Genomic DNA, 15,307 nt, shown 5'->3' on the forward strand with positions numbered 1-15,307 from the left:
TCAAAGTATGGCTTTGGGTTCCTCAAAGCTCAGGTGTTAACGTTCTTGGCATGAAGACCGCAGTGCGCCACCGCCACACGACCGCGAGCGTCCCGCTCGTGGCGCGCCTGCACGTCGACCTCTGTCGCGCGATTTCCGCGGCCTGTCGCCGCGAGGTCTGAGCCTCTCCGCTCCTGCCCGGCATCACGCGGCGGCGCCGCCCACGCGCGCGGGCGCCGCACCTCGCACCCCGTAGCCCCAAGTCCGTACCCCCTCACGCCCTTCTGGAGTGTGTCCGTGTCCGCGCAAACGTCCGCGCCCACGCCCTCGCCCGCGCGCCGCATGCCCAAGGTGCCCTTCTGGGCCCAGATCGTCGCCGGTCTCGTCCTCGGTGTGATCCTCGGCTGGATCGCCCGCAGCTACGACGTCCAGTGGCTGTACACCACCCTCGACAAGGTGGGCCACATCTTCGTCCAGCTGCTGAAGCTGGCCGTCGCCCCGCTCGTCTTCTTCGCGATCCTGGTGTCCATCACCAACCTGCGGAAGGTCAACAACGCCGCTCGGCTGGCCTCCCGCACCCTCCTCTGGTTCATGATCACGTCGCTGATCGCGGTCGTCATCGGCCTCACCATCGGCCTGCTCACCAACCCGGGCGCCGGCACCGGCCTCACCCCGAGGGACGGCAAGAAGCCCGAGAACGCGGGTTCCTGGCTCGACTTCCTCACGGGCATCATCCCGACGGACGTCATCACGCCCTTCACCGAGCTGAACGTCCTCCAGATCGTCTTCATGGCCGCCGTCGCCGGTCTCGCCGCCCTCCAGCTCGGCGAGAAGGCCCAGCCGATCCTCACCCTCGCCGAGTCGGTCCTCGAACTGCTCCAGAAGGCCCTGTGGTGGGTCATCCGCCTCGCCCCGCTCGGCACCGTCGGCCTCATCGGCTACGCCATCGCCGAGTACGGCTGGCACCTCATCGGCAAGTACGCCACCTTCACCGCCGACGTCTACATCGGCTGCGCGCTCGTGATCTTCGGCGTGTACCCGCTGCTCCTGGCGACGGTCGCCAAGGTCAACCCGGTCCAGTTCTTCAAGGGCGCCTGGCCCGCCATCCAGCTGGCCTTCGTCTCCCGCTCCTCCGTCGGCACCATGCCGGTCACGGTCAAGGTCACCGAGCGCCTCGGCGTACCGAAGGAGTACACGTCGTTCGCGGTCCCCTTCGGCGCCACGACCAAGATGGACGGCTGCGCCGCGATCTACCCGGCCCTCGCCGCGATCTTCATCGCGCAGATCTTCGACGTCCAGCTGGGCATCAAGGAGTACGTGCTCATCGCGCTCGTCTCCGTCATCGGCTCGGCGGCCACCGCCGGTCTGACCGGCGCGACGGTCATGCTGACGCTGACCCTCTCCACGCTCGGCCTGCCCCTGGAGGGCGTCGGCCTGCTGATGGCGATCGACCCGGTCCTCGACATGATGCGTACGGCCACGAACGTCGCCGGCCAGGCGCTCGTCCCGGTCGTCGTCGCCGCACGTGAGAAGATCCTCGACCTCGACGCGTACAACACGGCGTCGGCCTCCCCGGTCGACGGGTACGAGGTGCGGGAGGCGGAGCAGAAGGTGACGGCACCGCCGGTCGCGGTCTGACGCCCTTCGCCCCGCCCACCCGGCCTGTGCCCCCTGTCGAACTCCGTCAGGGGGCACGGATGTTCGGTGGTGAATCGTAGGCTCGTAGGCTTACGGGCTCCCGAGTACGAGGAGGCTGGCGCCGTTGAAGAGCATGGGTGGCACGGGCACTGCGGGCACCGACGGCCCTACGGGGGCCACAGGCATCACGGGTGCCGCGGGTGCCACGGGTTCCGCAGGTGCCACGGGTTCCGCGGGTGCCACGGGTTCCGCCGGTGCGCGGGCGAAGCGCCTGCCGCGCGCGGAGCGCGAGCAGCAGATGCTGGACGCGGCCGTGCGGACCTTCGGACGGCGTGGGTACCGGGCGGCGTCGATGGACGAGATAGCCGAACTGGCGGGCGCGTCCAAACCCTTGGTCTATCTCTATCTGAACTCCAAGGAGGACCTGTTCACGGCGTGCATCCGGCGTGAGGCGGCGGCGCTGCTGGAGGCGGTTCGGACGGAGGCGCTGCGGACGGGGGCGGGGCAGGCGGAGTCCGGGATACCGGCCGACCGCCGTCTGTGGGCGGGCCTGACGGCGTTCTTCAGACACACGTCGGGGAACCCGGACGGCTGGGCGGTGCTGCACCGTCAGGCCCATACGCACGGGGAGCCGTTCGCGGCGGAGGTGGCGACGCTGCGGGAGGAGGTCGTCGCGTTCGTCACGGAGCTGATCGGCGAGGCGGCCCGTGAGGTCCACCAGGACGCGGATCTCGCGGACCGCGATGTGGCGGGGTTGGCGCACGCGCTGGTGGGAGCGGCGGAGTCGCTCGCGGACTGGGCGAACGGCACGCCGGGGGTGTCGGCGCGGGAGGCGGCGGGGACGCTGATGCACTTCGCGTGGTCGGGGCTCGGGAACTTGATGCGGGGCGAGGGCTGGTCGCCCGCGCGCTGAGCGGGTAGCTGACCTGGCGGTAAGTTGACTTGACTGTCAGCAGCGGCCCGAGCGCAGCCCGATGGCAGCCGGCAGCGCCCCGCGGCAGCCTTACAGCGGATCCCCCACCACACCCCACGCCACACCACACCCGCAGACAACGCCTGCGAGGAGCACACAGGAACGGCCAACACGCGAAGGCCCCGCCCGAGACATGCTCGGGCGGGGCCGTCAGGGCCGGACTCCGTCATCCAATGGCGGTGTGCCCCGACCAGCTCGTGCTGACATTGCTCATCACGACGTAGAAGACGTCCGCCGCGGAGAGCCCGCCCACCCGGCCCGGGTAGACCGCCACGTCGCCCCCGGCGAACAGGGCCCACACCTCGGGCAGCCCGTCCCCGTTCACGTCCGGCGTACCGGCCAGCACCGGGATCGCACTGCGCCGCCAGCCGGAGGCGCCATAGGTGTCCAGCTGCCCGGCCGACGCGGCCTTCGTGGCGTACGACCCGAAGTCGAGCCCGCCGGACGCCGCGTTCCTGCCGTACCGCAGCTGCAACTGCCCCGTCGCGTTCTCCCGGAACACGAGGTCGGGCGCACCGTCGGCAGCGATGTCGCCCACCTGGACGAGGTCGCGTTCGGCCCACGCCTCACCGGAGAGGAACGTCGCCTTGGCGAAGCTGGCCCCGGTGTAGCCGGTGAACGCCCACAGGTCCTGACCGGCGATCGCCAGCAGATCCGGGCGGCTGTCGCCCGTCACGTCACCGACGGAGAGGACCTGCCGGATCGTGGACGGGGCGGGCGAGCCGGTGGGCAGCAGGATCTCGACGCGCTTGCTGACGTCGAACCCGGAGTACCCGTCGCCCGGATAGACGTACAGCCTGCCGTCGGACATGCGTGCCACCAGGTCCTGGATGCCGTCGCCCGGGAGCCAGTCGCCGTTGTGGCTGATGGACGCTCCCGTCCAGTAGCCGTCCGGCACCAGCTTGGCCGCACCGCCGGCGGTGGTGTACGCGGCGGGCATGCCCCGGTGGAGCCGATCGGTGCCGGCGGTCTTGGGGTACAGCTCGAGGTTGCCCTCGGGGGTGATGGTGTAGACGTCGGGCACGTTGTCACCCGTCACGTCCATCGGTGTGTCCATCACGGGCGCGGGCCGGACGTAGAAGAAGTACACCCGCGCCTTGCCCACATTGCCGGTCTTGTCCATGGCGCGGACGTACAGCACGCTGGGCCCGGCGTGCGGCGGTGACAGCGACACGATGGCGCGGCCCTCGCGCAGCGGGTTGGGGGACGCCTTGAGGTTGAAGGCCGTGTTGAAGCTGTACTGGTACTCCTTCACATCGTCCGAACCACCGGTCGAGAAGGTGAACAGCCCGGCCGTGCCGAACTCCACCGTGGACCAGACGGAGCCGTCGTCGTCGGCGGCCGGGAACGCGGCCGAGGAGACTCCGGGAACCTGGGGCGCGCTGTGGTCCACCGTGAACTGGCACGGAGCGGTCGTCCCCGCCGGCCCCCAGGCGGAGGCCAGCCCGTCGGTGTCGATCGTGCGGGCCTGCCAGGAATAGGTCGTGCCGTTGGTGAACGTCGTCCAGGGGATGGTGGCGCCGGCGGTACCGCCGCTACTGGGCGTGAGGTTCTGGTTGGTGACCGGGGTGCCGGGGCTGCCCGTCGGCCAGACGTGGAGGTTGACGTACTTCAGGTTTCCGTCGGGGTCGGAGCCGGTGACGGTGAAGGTGAGGTCCGACTTTCCGAAGGCGGGGAAGGGCGACACCGTGTCGCATGTGCCGCCGGGTGACATCTTCATGGCGGCCGCGGTGGGCTCGTTGGGCGGGTCGTTGTGGTAGATCTCGATGTACGGGGCGTTCTCACCGTTCGCCAGGAACTTCTTCCAGGCGGCGGTGTCACTTTCGTTGGCGGCCCGCAGTCCCAGCGTCAGGACACCCCATTCCTTCCGCGACGCCTCCTGCGCCGCGGAGGTGACGTCCATGCCTATCCACTGGTCCGGGCAGTTGGTGGTGTTGTAGCCGTGCCCGTTGACCTGGTCGTCGAGGAACCGTATCCAGCTCGGCTGGGAGTTCCATGTCGTGGTGGGAGAGATCGTGCTGGTCAGGTAGATGTTGTACTGCCGGGACGCACAGCCCCAGGAATAGGTCTGAAGGCCTCGGAAGTACGCCTTGTGGATGGTGCTCCCGTGCAGCACCTCGTCGTAGTCGAAGCTGAACACGGACCGGGAGAGGCCGCCGGAGTCCGACTCGTAGCCGACGCGTGCCTCGTTCGTACCGTCGTTGAAGTTCTGACCGTTGTAGAAGCTGGAACTGGCGTACTTCTTGTAGAGCAGAGTCCAGTTGGCCTTGTGCACCTTGAACGACGGATCGATGAAGAGCGGGTAGACGGTCGCCGAGTCGGTCAGCATTCTCCGGTCGACGGTGACGTCGAGGAGACCGCCGTCGCCCAGGCCGGCGCCGAGTACGGCGTCGCGCGAACCCGGTTGGGGGCCTGCGAGCCCGGGCAAGGCGAGCGACGTGTCACGGGCGGCGGGATCGAGGCTGGGGGTCGGCTCCCCGATGGTGACCCTGACGTCCCCGGCGGAATCCCACATGTACGGCGTGGGCGCTGCGGCGACTTCCCTGCCGGCGCTGTCGCGGGCGCTGACGGCCTTCGACGCCGGGTCGAGGTCGAACTTCAGCGTGGGGGACGCCAGGCGGTAGCGGAGCCGGTCGAGCAGCGGGTCGTCCGCCGCCGCACGGTTCTTGACGATGAGCACGTGCGAGTAGCCGCTGTCGCGTGCGGTCAGCAGCAGATCGATGCCGGGGCGCACATCCTCGTACAGGGCGCGAGGCCCGACGACGACAGGCGCGGGCAGCCTGCCGGGCCAGCGGACCACCATCTCGTGTCCATCGGTCCTGAGCCGTACGAGGTCGGTCCAGGTGCCGCTGTCGTCCGAAGCCCCGCTGCTGGTGAGGGAGGTGCGCGCGACAGCGCGTGAGGCCCTGCCGCCGTTCTCGCCCGCCGTGCCCGCGCTGAAGAGGAGCGGGTCGTTGACCGCCTTGGGCGCGTAGCCGTCGTCGACGCGCTGGAGCGTCGTGTCGATGGGCTTCCACTCGCCGCCGACCCTGGCGCGGATCGTGTCGCCGTACGTACGGGTGCGCAGCCGGCCGTCCGGCTGCGCCCAGGTGGTGGAGCTGGCGGTGTGCCGAGCCGTGACCACGACGTCCTTGCCGGTACGGCGAGCCTCCCGCATGGCCTCCGGGGCGGTCACGGGCCCCTTGGGCGCGCCCTTCGCCTCCGCGCGCGGGTCCTGCTCCTTGGCGGGGCCCCGATCGAGCTGCAGGCCGACGGGAACGGCGACCGCCACGGCGAGGAGGGCGGCGAGCGCCGCGTACCGCCGACGCTTGCGTGAGCGCTTCAATTCCCCTGCGGGCGGGGCGGGTAGAGGAGACGCAGGCGCTGTCTCCGCATCGCCGGGTGGCGAATTCTCCGTGCTGTCCGCGGCCTTCGAGGCGTCCATGACTTCCTTTCCCCCCGCGGGCGCCTGGATGCTGAGCTGCCCTCGGAATTCCCGCTACGCGCATATGTGTGCGAGCAGAGCATGGACCATCTTCACGTTTTCGTCACCCGGCTTACGGGGAACCGCCGTCGGGGCTCGGTGCGTCCAAGAGGTGACCCGTCTGCGCCCACCTGGTTCGGTATCCGGGCAGTAGGGCCGACCGGATCGCCATGTACTGGATGAAAACGGTCTACTCGATGGTGGTTCTGGATGGTTTGGTGGCGTAATAGTCGATCTTGCATGTGATCATTGTCGACAGCCCGACTCCTGATTGATTGAGTGTCAAATACCACTCGAACTCAGTTGAGTTGATATGCCTCGTGATTGATGTCACAGCCATCCGTTTGCTGTGGATTTCCTGTTCACCACCCCTGCACAATCACCGGGCTATTTGTCGATTTCCCTGCGGCCCTTCTCTCTCGCGGCCCGCAGTGGAAGTGGGGGGTCTCATGTCCTCGTCCGATTCCGGACGCACCTTCCGCGTGCCCGGAAAGCTCAACCGGCCTACGGGAGCGCGGATTTCACGTTCGACGGGACGGTCGAGCGCCGCGGCGCACCGCCGCGGCCGCGCGGCACGCGCCCGCAGCCTCGGCGTCACGCTGTCCGTCACGCTCGCGGTGACCCTGCTGCCCGCCGAGGCGTGGGCGATCGCACCCCCCGCCCCCCGCACCGGTCCGACGCTGATGGACCTGCAGCAGGAGACGCCCGCCGATCCGGACCAGCCCAAGATGGACGAGCTGAGCAGCTGGTCCGGGGCCCTGGTCGAGCCGCCGGCCGACTTCAACCCGACGGAGGCCACGCCTCCGGCCGGAGGCGTGGCCTCCGTGCCCCTCGACAGCGCGGGCGAACAGCTCGTCCAGGCCGGCACCCTGCCCGTACGCATCGGCCAGGCGTCCCCGACCGAGTCCGAGCCGACCCCACCCGCCCCGAGCGGCACCTGGGACGTGGCCGTCGAGCCGCGCACCACCACCGAAGCGGCCGCCGTCGACGGCGCGATCATCAAGGTCACGCCGCCCGAGACCGGGTCCACACCCGTCGACGTCGAGCTGGACTACGGGCAGTTCGAGGACCTGTTCGGCAACGAGTGGTCCTCCCGGCTGAAGCTCACACAGCTGCCCGAGTGCTTCCTCACCACCCCCGAGCTGACGGAGTGCAACACCCCCGTCGACATCCCCAGCAGCAACGACCCCTCCAGCGAAACCGTCCGCGCCACCGTCGACCCGGCGGCCGGCCAGGCCCAGGGCCTTTCGACCCAGTCGGGCGGCGGCCCGGTCGTCCTGGCCGCCACCGACTCGGCGTCCGGCGCCGGCGGCACGTACAAGGCGACCTCGCTCTCGGCGACCGGCTCCTGGACGGCGGGCGGCAGCGGCGGCGGCTTCTCGTGGTCGTACCCGCTCACCCTCCCCGAGCCCCCGGCGGGCCCCACGCCGAAGATCGCCCTCTCGTACTCGTCCCAGTCCGTCGACGGCCGCACGTCGGTCGCCAACGGCCAGGCCTCGTGGATCGGTGACGGCTGGGACTACCACCCGGGCTTCGTCGAGCGCCGCTACCGCTCCTGCAACGACGACCGCTCCAGCACGCCCAGCACCCCGAACAACTCCAACAGCACGGACAAGAAGAAGTCCGACCTGTGCTGGGCCACCGACAGCGTCGTCATGTCGCTCGGCGGCTCCTCCACCGAACTCGTCCGCGACGACAGCACCGGCAAGTGGGTCGCGCAGAACGACACCGGCGCCAGGATCGAGTACAAGGCCAAGGACGGCAGCACCAAGACCGCCCAGACCGCCGCGTACGACGGCGAGCACTGGGTCGTCACGACGCGCGACGGAACCAAGTACTGGTTCGGCCGCAACACCCTGCCCGGCCGCACCGCGGCCACCAACTCGGCCCTCACCGTCCCGGTCTTCGGCAACCACAGCGGCGAGCCCTGCCACGCCGCCGCGTACGCGGACTCCTCCTGCAACCAGGCATGGCGCTGGAACCTCGACTACGTCGAGGACGTCCACGGCAACGCCATGATCGTCGACTGGAAGAAGGAACAGAACCGCTACGCCAAGAACGAGAAGTTCAAGCAGGCGGCGTCCTACGACCGCGACGGCTACCCGACGCAGATCCTCTACGGCCTGCGCTCCGACAACCTGAGCGGCGACCCGGCCGGCAAGGTCGTCTTCAAGACCGCCCCGCGCTGCATCGGCGACCCCACCACCACCTGCTCACAGGCCAAGTTCGAGTCCAAGAACTACGAGGACAAGCAGATCTGGTGGGACACCCCGTCCACCCTCCACTGCAAGACCGGCAGCACCGAGAGCTGCTACGTCACGTCCCCCACGTTCTGGAGCAACATCCGCCTCACGGCGATCGAGACGCACGGCCAGCGGACCCCCGGCTCGACGGCACTGTCCAAGGTCGACACCTGGAACCTCCACCAGTCCTTCCCGAAGCAGCGCACCGACACCCACCCGCCGCTGTGGCTGGAGTCGGTCACGCGGGTCGGCTACGGCAGCCCCGACTCCACCGGCAAGCAGTCGAACAAGGCCCTGCCCGCCGTGTCGTTCCTGCCGAACAAGGACGACATGCCCAACCGCGTCCTGAAGAGCACCGCGGACCAGACACCCGACTTCGACCGGCTGCGTGTGGAGACCATCCGCACGGAGACGGGCGGCGAGATCCAGGTCACCTACTCCGCCCCCTGCGCCGTCGGCGCCACCCGCCCCGCCCCGGCGTCGAACACGTCCCGCTGCTTCCCGGTCCACTGGGCGGCCGACCCGGCGGCCTTCTCGGACGAGAACCTCGCCAAGAGCGGCTACACACCGCCGGTGGAGTGGTTCAACAAGTACGTCGTGGAGAAGGTCACCGAGATCGACCTCGTGGCGCAGCAGCCGCACGTCATCACGTACTACGACTACGAGGGCGGCGCCGCCTGGGCCAAGAACACCGACGAGTTCAGCAAGCCCGCGCTGCGCACCTACGACCAGTGGCGCGGCTACGCGAGCGTGCTCACAAAGAAGGGCACCACGAGCGCCGACCCCACCGCCACGGACGCGACGGAGCAGTCCCAGACCCGCACCCGCTACTTCCGCGGAATGTCCGGCGACGCGGGCCGGGCCACGATCACGGTCAAGGACTCGACGGGGGCGGAGACGCTGGGCGAGGACCTGGCGCCGTACCGGGGAATGGTCGCCGAGACGATCACGTACACGAAGGCCGACGGCAGCGTCGCGTCCCGGGCCCTGTCCTGGCCCTACGTGAAGGAGACTGCGTCCCGGGCACGCTCCGGCCTCCCGGCCCTGAAGGCGTACCGCATAGCCACGGTCCGCAGCGAGTCGATCCAGTCGATCAGCGGCGGCAGGACCCGCACGGGCCGCACCACCATGACGTACGACGACACATACGGCCTGCCGCTGACCGCCGCCACCCTCACCCTCACCCCGAACGACTCGGGTGGAGTGACGACGGGCGACCAGAAGTGCACCGTGACGTCGTACGTCCACAACACCGCCAAGCACCTGATCGGCCTGCCCCACCGCGTCCGCACCACGGCCGGCACCTGCGCCGAGGCGGCTGCGGCCTCCGGCAGCCAGGTCATCTCCGACACCCGCACCTCGTACGACGCCCTCTCCGCCTTCGGCACGGCCCCCGTCAAGGGCCTGCCGTTCCAGGTGGACACGGTCAACGGCGCCGGCACGGGCTGGATCACCTCGGCGCGTTCGACCTACGACGTCCACGGTCGCCCGACCAAGGTCACGGACGCGGCAGGCAACTCGGCCACAGTCGCCTACAGCCCGGCCACCGGGCCGGCCTTCGAGGTCACCACCACCAACGCGATCGGCCACTCCACCACCACGGACCTGGACCCGGCACGCGGCACGGCTCTGGCCGCCACCGACGCGAACAGCCGCAAAGTCACGAGTACGTACGACGAGCTGGGCCGCGTCACCGCCGTGTGGTCCCCGTCCCGCCCGGTCAATGCCGACCCTTCGGCACGCTTCGAGTACCAGATCGAGAACAACAAGGCCCCAGCGGTACGCACCCGCATCTTGCGCGACAACGGCACGTTCCAGGACTCCGTAGCGCTGTACGACGGCATGCTCCGCCCACGCCAGACGCAGACGGAGGCGCTCGGCGGCGGCCGGATCATCACGGAGACCATCTACAACGTCAGCGGCGCGCCAAGGGAGACGAGAAACGGCTACCTGACGGAGGGCGAGCCGGATACTCAGCTCTTCGTGCCGCAGTCCATCACGCAGGTGCCGAATGCCACGCAGGTCGCCTACGACGGGCTCGGCCGACCGATCCGATCAACGACCCTGTACGGGGGCGACCCCCAGCACTCGACCACCATGCGGTACGAAGGCGACTGGACACTCACCCGCACGGGCATGTCGAGCGACGGCACGACCCCCCTCTCGGGCAGCCGCTCCGTCAAGACCTGGACGGACACGCTCGGCCGCACGTCCCTGATCCAGCACTACACGGCCACCGACCTGACCACGAGCATCGACACCTCGTACGGCTACGACCCCCGAGGCAACCTCGCCGAGGTCTCGGATGCCAAGAACAACAAGTGGACGTACACGTACGACGCCCGCGGCCGTAAGACGTCCTCCACGGACCCGGACATGGGAGCGGGGTACTTCGGCTACAACTCCCTCGACCAGCAGGTCTGGAGCCGAGACGCCCAGGACCACGCCCAGTACACGTCCTACGACGTACTGGGCCGCCAGACGGAGCTCCGCGACGACTCGGCGACGGGCCCTCTGGTCGCGAAGTGGACCTACGACACCCTTCCCGGCGCCAAGGGCCACCCGGTCGCGTCGATCCGCTACAACGACGGCGCCGCGTTCACCAGCGAGGTCACGGGCTACGACACGGAGTACCGCCCCACGGGCTCGAAGGTCACGATCCCCAGCACCCCGCTGACGACGGGCCTGGCCGGCACATACGCGTACACCAGCACATACACCGAGACGGGCAAGCTTCAGTCGGTCAGCCTCCCGGCGACTCCGGGCGGCCTGGCCGCGGAGAAGGTGATCAACCGCTACGACGGCGAGGGCTCACCGACCACGATGTCCGGCCTGGCCTGGTACACGGCCGAGACGGTGCTCGGTCCCTTCGGCGAGGTCCTCCGCACGGCCTCGGGCGAGGCGCCCCGCCGGGTGTGGACCACTAACTTCTACGACGAGAACACCGGCCGCAACACCCAGTCGATCACCGACAGGGAGACGGCGAACCCGAACCGCATCTCGGCGCTCACCTACGCGTACGACACGGTCGGCAACATCACCTCGATCACGGACACCGAGTCACCTACCCGGATCGACCGCCAGTGCTTCGCCTACGACCCGATGGGCCGCCTGGCACACGCCTGGACCGCCAAGACGGCCGGGTGCCCGAGAACTTCGACAGCTCCGGGCTCCGGTCCGGACCGCACCGATGTCTCGCCGAGCATCGACGGCGCCGGGTACTGGCACTCGTACGAGTTCGACGCCATCGGCAACCGGACGCGCATGACGGTCCACGATCTGACCGACTCGGCTCTGGACGATGTCCACGACTACACCTACGGCAAGGTCCTGGAGGGTCCGTCACAGACGGCCCAGCCGCACACCCTCGCCAAGGTGGACTCGACGGTACGAACCCCTGGCTCGACGGTGACGGCCCAGTCGACGTACGCATACGACTCGTCCGGCAACACCACGCAGCGCGTCATCGACGGCGACACGCAGACCCTGAACTGGGACCGCCGCAACAAGCTGACCTCCGTAGACACCGACAACGACGGCACGCCCGATGTGAAGTACCTGTACGACGCATCAGGCAACCGCCTCATCGAGGACAACGGCACCACGCGCACGCTCTTCCTGGGCGAGGCCGAGATCGTGGTCAACACAGCGGGCCAGGCCCTGGACGCGCGCCGCTACTACACGAGTCCGGGAGCACCGACCACAGTCCGCACCACAGGGGGCAAGACGACGGGCCACAAGCTCACGGTCCTCCTCTCGGACCACCACAACACGGCCACCAACGCCGTCGAGCAGACCGCCGGCCAGGCCATCCTCCGTCGCAAGTACGACCCGTACGGCAACCCTCGCGGCACCGAGCCGGCCAACTGGCCCGACCGTCGCACCTTCCTCGGCTCCGGCGTCGACGACCCGGTCACCGGCCTCACCCACATCGGCGCCCGCGAATACGACGCATCGGCCGGCCGCTTCATCTCGGCCGACCCGATCATCGACATCACGGACCCGCTCCAGATGAACGGGTACACGTACGCGAACGGCAACCCGCTCACCTACTGGGACCCCACCGGCCTACGCCCCATCACCGACTGCGAACGCGGCTGCACGATCAACGGCACGCAGGTCAGGGACCACATGACCATGGGCCCCAATGGCCAGTGGATCTACAACTCGACTGAGACGACCGTCAAGACAGGCCACGACAGTCGAACCACCGTGACTGTCACGACACGTTATGGCGCGGGAACACACGAGGAGCGCGTAAGCGTCAAGCAGGAGAGCAGATACTGCAGCCAGAAGGAGGGCGTCTGCGGCGGTTGGGTCCCCACCGAGAAGGCCAATCTCGAAGAGATCCATCTCGCCCTCGACGCAGCCGGCTTCGCCCCCGGCGTAGGGGCCGCTGCCGATGGCCTGAATGCCGTCCTCTATGCCTCTGAGGGCAACTGGTCGGAGGTGGGCTGGAGCCTGGTGGCGTTCGTCCCCTTTCTCGGTGACGCGGTAGCAGCTAAGCGCAAGGGCGGGAAGCTCTTCGAATGGATCTTCAAGAAGGGTCCAGGTGACTGCGTCCGCAAGGACAGCTTCGTCGCAGGTACCAAGGTCCTGCTAGCCGACGGCACGGCGAAGCCCATCGAGGACCTCAATGTCGGTGACCAGGTAATGGCCACCGACCCGGAAACGGGTGAAACCGAGGTCAGGACGGTCACGGCCACGATCCACACCGAAGACGACAAGTCCTATGTGGACCTCGCGGTCTCCACGGAAGACGGCGTCAAGGTCATCGTCACGACAGACCACCACCCCTTCTGGTCGGAGTCGGAGCAGGCATGGCTGGACGCCGGCGACCTCAAGCCCGGCATGACACTCCGCACCGACGACGGCTCGACCGTCTCGCTGGCGGCCACCCGCACGTACCTGTCCCAGCAGCCCACGTACAACCTCACGGTCTCAGACCTCCACACGTACTATGTACTCGCTGGTCAGACACCGGTGCTCGTTCACAACAGCAACTGTGATCTTCCTGAGGGGTACACCTCCTCCCCGGCGCTCAAGGGTGATCCGTATCATCCGGACTCGGTAGCCGGGCGGAGTGCGCAGAACCGGGAGTTGTACGCCGGAACCGTACGGGATAGGGCGGGAGCCCTTGGGTATGGGCAGAGAATCCCTGCGCAAAAGGCTCCGTTCAATTCGCACGGTCAGGTGGTCTTCTCGAACGGGAAGAACTACATCACGCCGGATGTTGACGGGCATAATGTGTCGGGCGGCTGGAAGATGTTCAATCGCAAGGGCCAACGGATCGGTACTTATGACCCAGACCTCAACTACCTCAAGGAATAATCGATTCGCGATCGAAGTGATCGGTGATCCTGCCTCGGAGGGCGGCGTCTCGTCGCCTTCCGAGGCCGCCGGTAGGGTCACAGTCGGGGATTTCTCGGAATCATTCCCGATGGATCTGAGCTTCTGGACTGTGAGTGACTACTCTCGAAGTTGGGAGAGAGCCCTGAGGGAGCTTGAGGCGAGCAAGAATTCGACCTCGTGCCTCATCTCTTCGATCACGGACCCGGAGACCGCTAACTTCATCTTCTGCTGGCCTATTTACCGGGAAGGGGAAGATGTCTACGTGCAAAACTCGATCATCTTCCTGGATGGCCTCGAAGAGCAGTTCAATCCGCAAGAGCCTTGGCGATATGTCGAGGCTCGGAGTTTGGTTGACGAGGACGGGAACCAAATTTCTGAGTGGTCGACGACCATCTCTCAGGTGCGGCGGTTCCGCGAGTCCATCGGGGGCCAGTAGCTCACGTGCACACGCGAATCTGAAGTCCCGTCAGGCGGTGCCTGGCGGGACTTCAGCGTGGCGTGACGCTGAGGTTGAAAGGGTGGGGTGACAGCGGGCGTTGGCGGTGCTACATCCTCGTCATGAGGTATGCGGATGGCGGCGGGTTGACCGCCGTGGGGCGGGCGAAGCGTGAAGCGGTGCGCTTCGAGGCCGCGGAGATGTTCAAGCAGGGGGTGCGGCCGCCGGAGGTGGCCGGCAGATTGCGCGTGTCACGGAAGTCAGCGTATGCCTGGCACGCCTCCTGGCGTGAGGGTGGCAGAGCAGCCCTGACGTCCAAGGGGGCCGGCGGCTTTCCGTGCCGGCTGGGCGATGTTCAGGCGGAGCGGCTGCAGGCCGAGTTGGAGGCCGGGCCAACGGCGCATGGCTGGATGGAGGACCAGCGGTGGACCCTGGCGAGGGTCGCGGAGCTGATCCACAGACTGTTCGGGTACCGGTACACCCCGCGCGGGGTGTCGTACCTGCTGCACAGGCTCGGCTGGTCGCCGCAGGTCCCCGCGCACCGGGCCGTCGAGCGGGACGAGCAGGCCGTTGGGCTGTGGCGGACGGAGCAGTGGTCACGGGTAAGAGGACGGCCCAGCTCCTGGGCGCGTGGGTAGTCTTCGAGGACGAGGCCGGGCAGGACCTGAAACCCGGAAAGGGCCGGACCTGGTCGCGACGCGGGCAAACGCCGCTGGTCAGGGTCACGGGCAAGGGTTCCGGCCGGGTCCTGATGGCCGGGATGATCTGCATCAGACCGGGACGCGAGACCAGGCTGATCTACCGGACCCAGACGTACCGGGGCCGTACCGGCGAGAAGAAGGGCTTTCGCGCCCGCGAGTTCGCGGACCTGCTGACCTCCGCCCGTCGGCAACTCGGCGGTGCCCCGCTGATCGTGGTGTGGGACAACGCCAGCACCCACCACGCCAAAGCCTTGCGGAAGTTCTGCGAGCGCAACAGCGAGTGGCTGACCATCGTCAAGCTGCCGCCATACGCACCCGACCTCAACCCCGTCGAAGGCGTGTGGGCCCACCTGAAGAAGTCCCTGGCCAACCTCGCACCCCACACAATCGACGACCTCACTCCGCTCGTGAAGAACCGCTTGCGCGGCATCCAACGCCGCCCCGAAGTCCTCAACGGCTTCATAGCCGAGACCGGACTGGCACTGGAGCCCCCGTAGCGTCACCCCACCCTTTCAACCTCAG

The 15,307-nt window shown here is 68.2% G+C and carries 7 protein-coding genes; 6 read left to right on the plus strand and 1 reads right to left on the minus strand.

Going from position 1 to position 15,307, the window contains the following annotated elements:
* The first annotated feature begins 321 nt into the window (after nt 1-321).
* Complete coding sequence (locus tag FVS66_RS19045; RefSeq protein WP_149182391.1) at nt 322-1,617, plus strand: dicarboxylate/amino acid:cation symporter; 1,296 nt, start codon at nt 322-324, stop codon at nt 1,615-1,617.
* 298 nt (nt 1,618-1,915) lie between these two features.
* Nucleotides 1,916-2,530, plus strand: a complete 615-nt coding sequence (locus tag FVS66_RS19050) for a TetR/AcrR family transcriptional regulator (RefSeq protein WP_262387081.1) — start codon at nt 1,916-1,918, stop codon at nt 2,528-2,530.
* Nucleotides 2,531-2,756: 226 nt separating this feature from the next.
* Here the strand turns inward: FVS66_RS19050 and FVS66_RS19055 are convergent, their stop codons facing one another.
* Nucleotides 2,757-5,915: a DNRLRE domain-containing protein gene (locus FVS66_RS19055; RefSeq protein WP_187645592.1), complete on the minus strand. Its 3,159-nt coding sequence runs from the start codon at nt 5,913-5,915 to the stop codon at nt 2,757-2,759.
* A gap of 587 nt (nt 5,916-6,502) precedes the next feature.
* Between FVS66_RS19055 and FVS66_RS19060 the strand changes: the two genes are divergently transcribed.
* From FVS66_RS19060 to FVS66_RS19075, 4 genes are all read left to right on the plus strand, one after another.
* On the plus strand, nt 6,503-13,627 hold the full coding sequence (locus tag FVS66_RS19060; RefSeq protein ID WP_187645593.1) for a polymorphic toxin-type HINT domain-containing protein: 7,125 nt from the start codon (nt 6,503-6,505) through the stop codon (nt 13,625-13,627).
* Nucleotides 13,596-14,084, plus strand: a complete 489-nt coding sequence (locus FVS66_RS19065; RefSeq protein WP_262387078.1) for a hypothetical protein — start codon at nt 13,596-13,598, stop codon at nt 14,082-14,084. The genes FVS66_RS19060 and FVS66_RS19065 overlap by 32 nt, the downstream gene beginning before the upstream one ends.
* Before the next feature lie 122 nt (nt 14,085-14,206).
* Nucleotides 14,207-14,722: a winged helix-turn-helix domain-containing protein gene (locus FVS66_RS19070; protein ID WP_149181543.1), complete on the plus strand. Its 516-nt coding sequence runs from the start codon at nt 14,207-14,209 to the stop codon at nt 14,720-14,722.
* Nucleotides 14,677-15,282, plus strand: coding sequence for an IS630 family transposase (locus FVS66_RS19075; protein WP_149182005.1), 606 nt, complete (start codon nt 14,677-14,679; stop codon nt 15,280-15,282). The genes FVS66_RS19070 and FVS66_RS19075 overlap by 46 nt, the downstream gene beginning before the upstream one ends.
* Nucleotides 15,283-15,307 lie beyond the last annotated feature (25 nt).

It is taken from the genome of Streptomyces sp. TRM49041 (assembly GCF_008271805.1).
Taxonomy (GTDB): domain Bacteria; phylum Actinomycetota; class Actinomycetes; order Streptomycetales; family Streptomycetaceae; genus Streptomyces.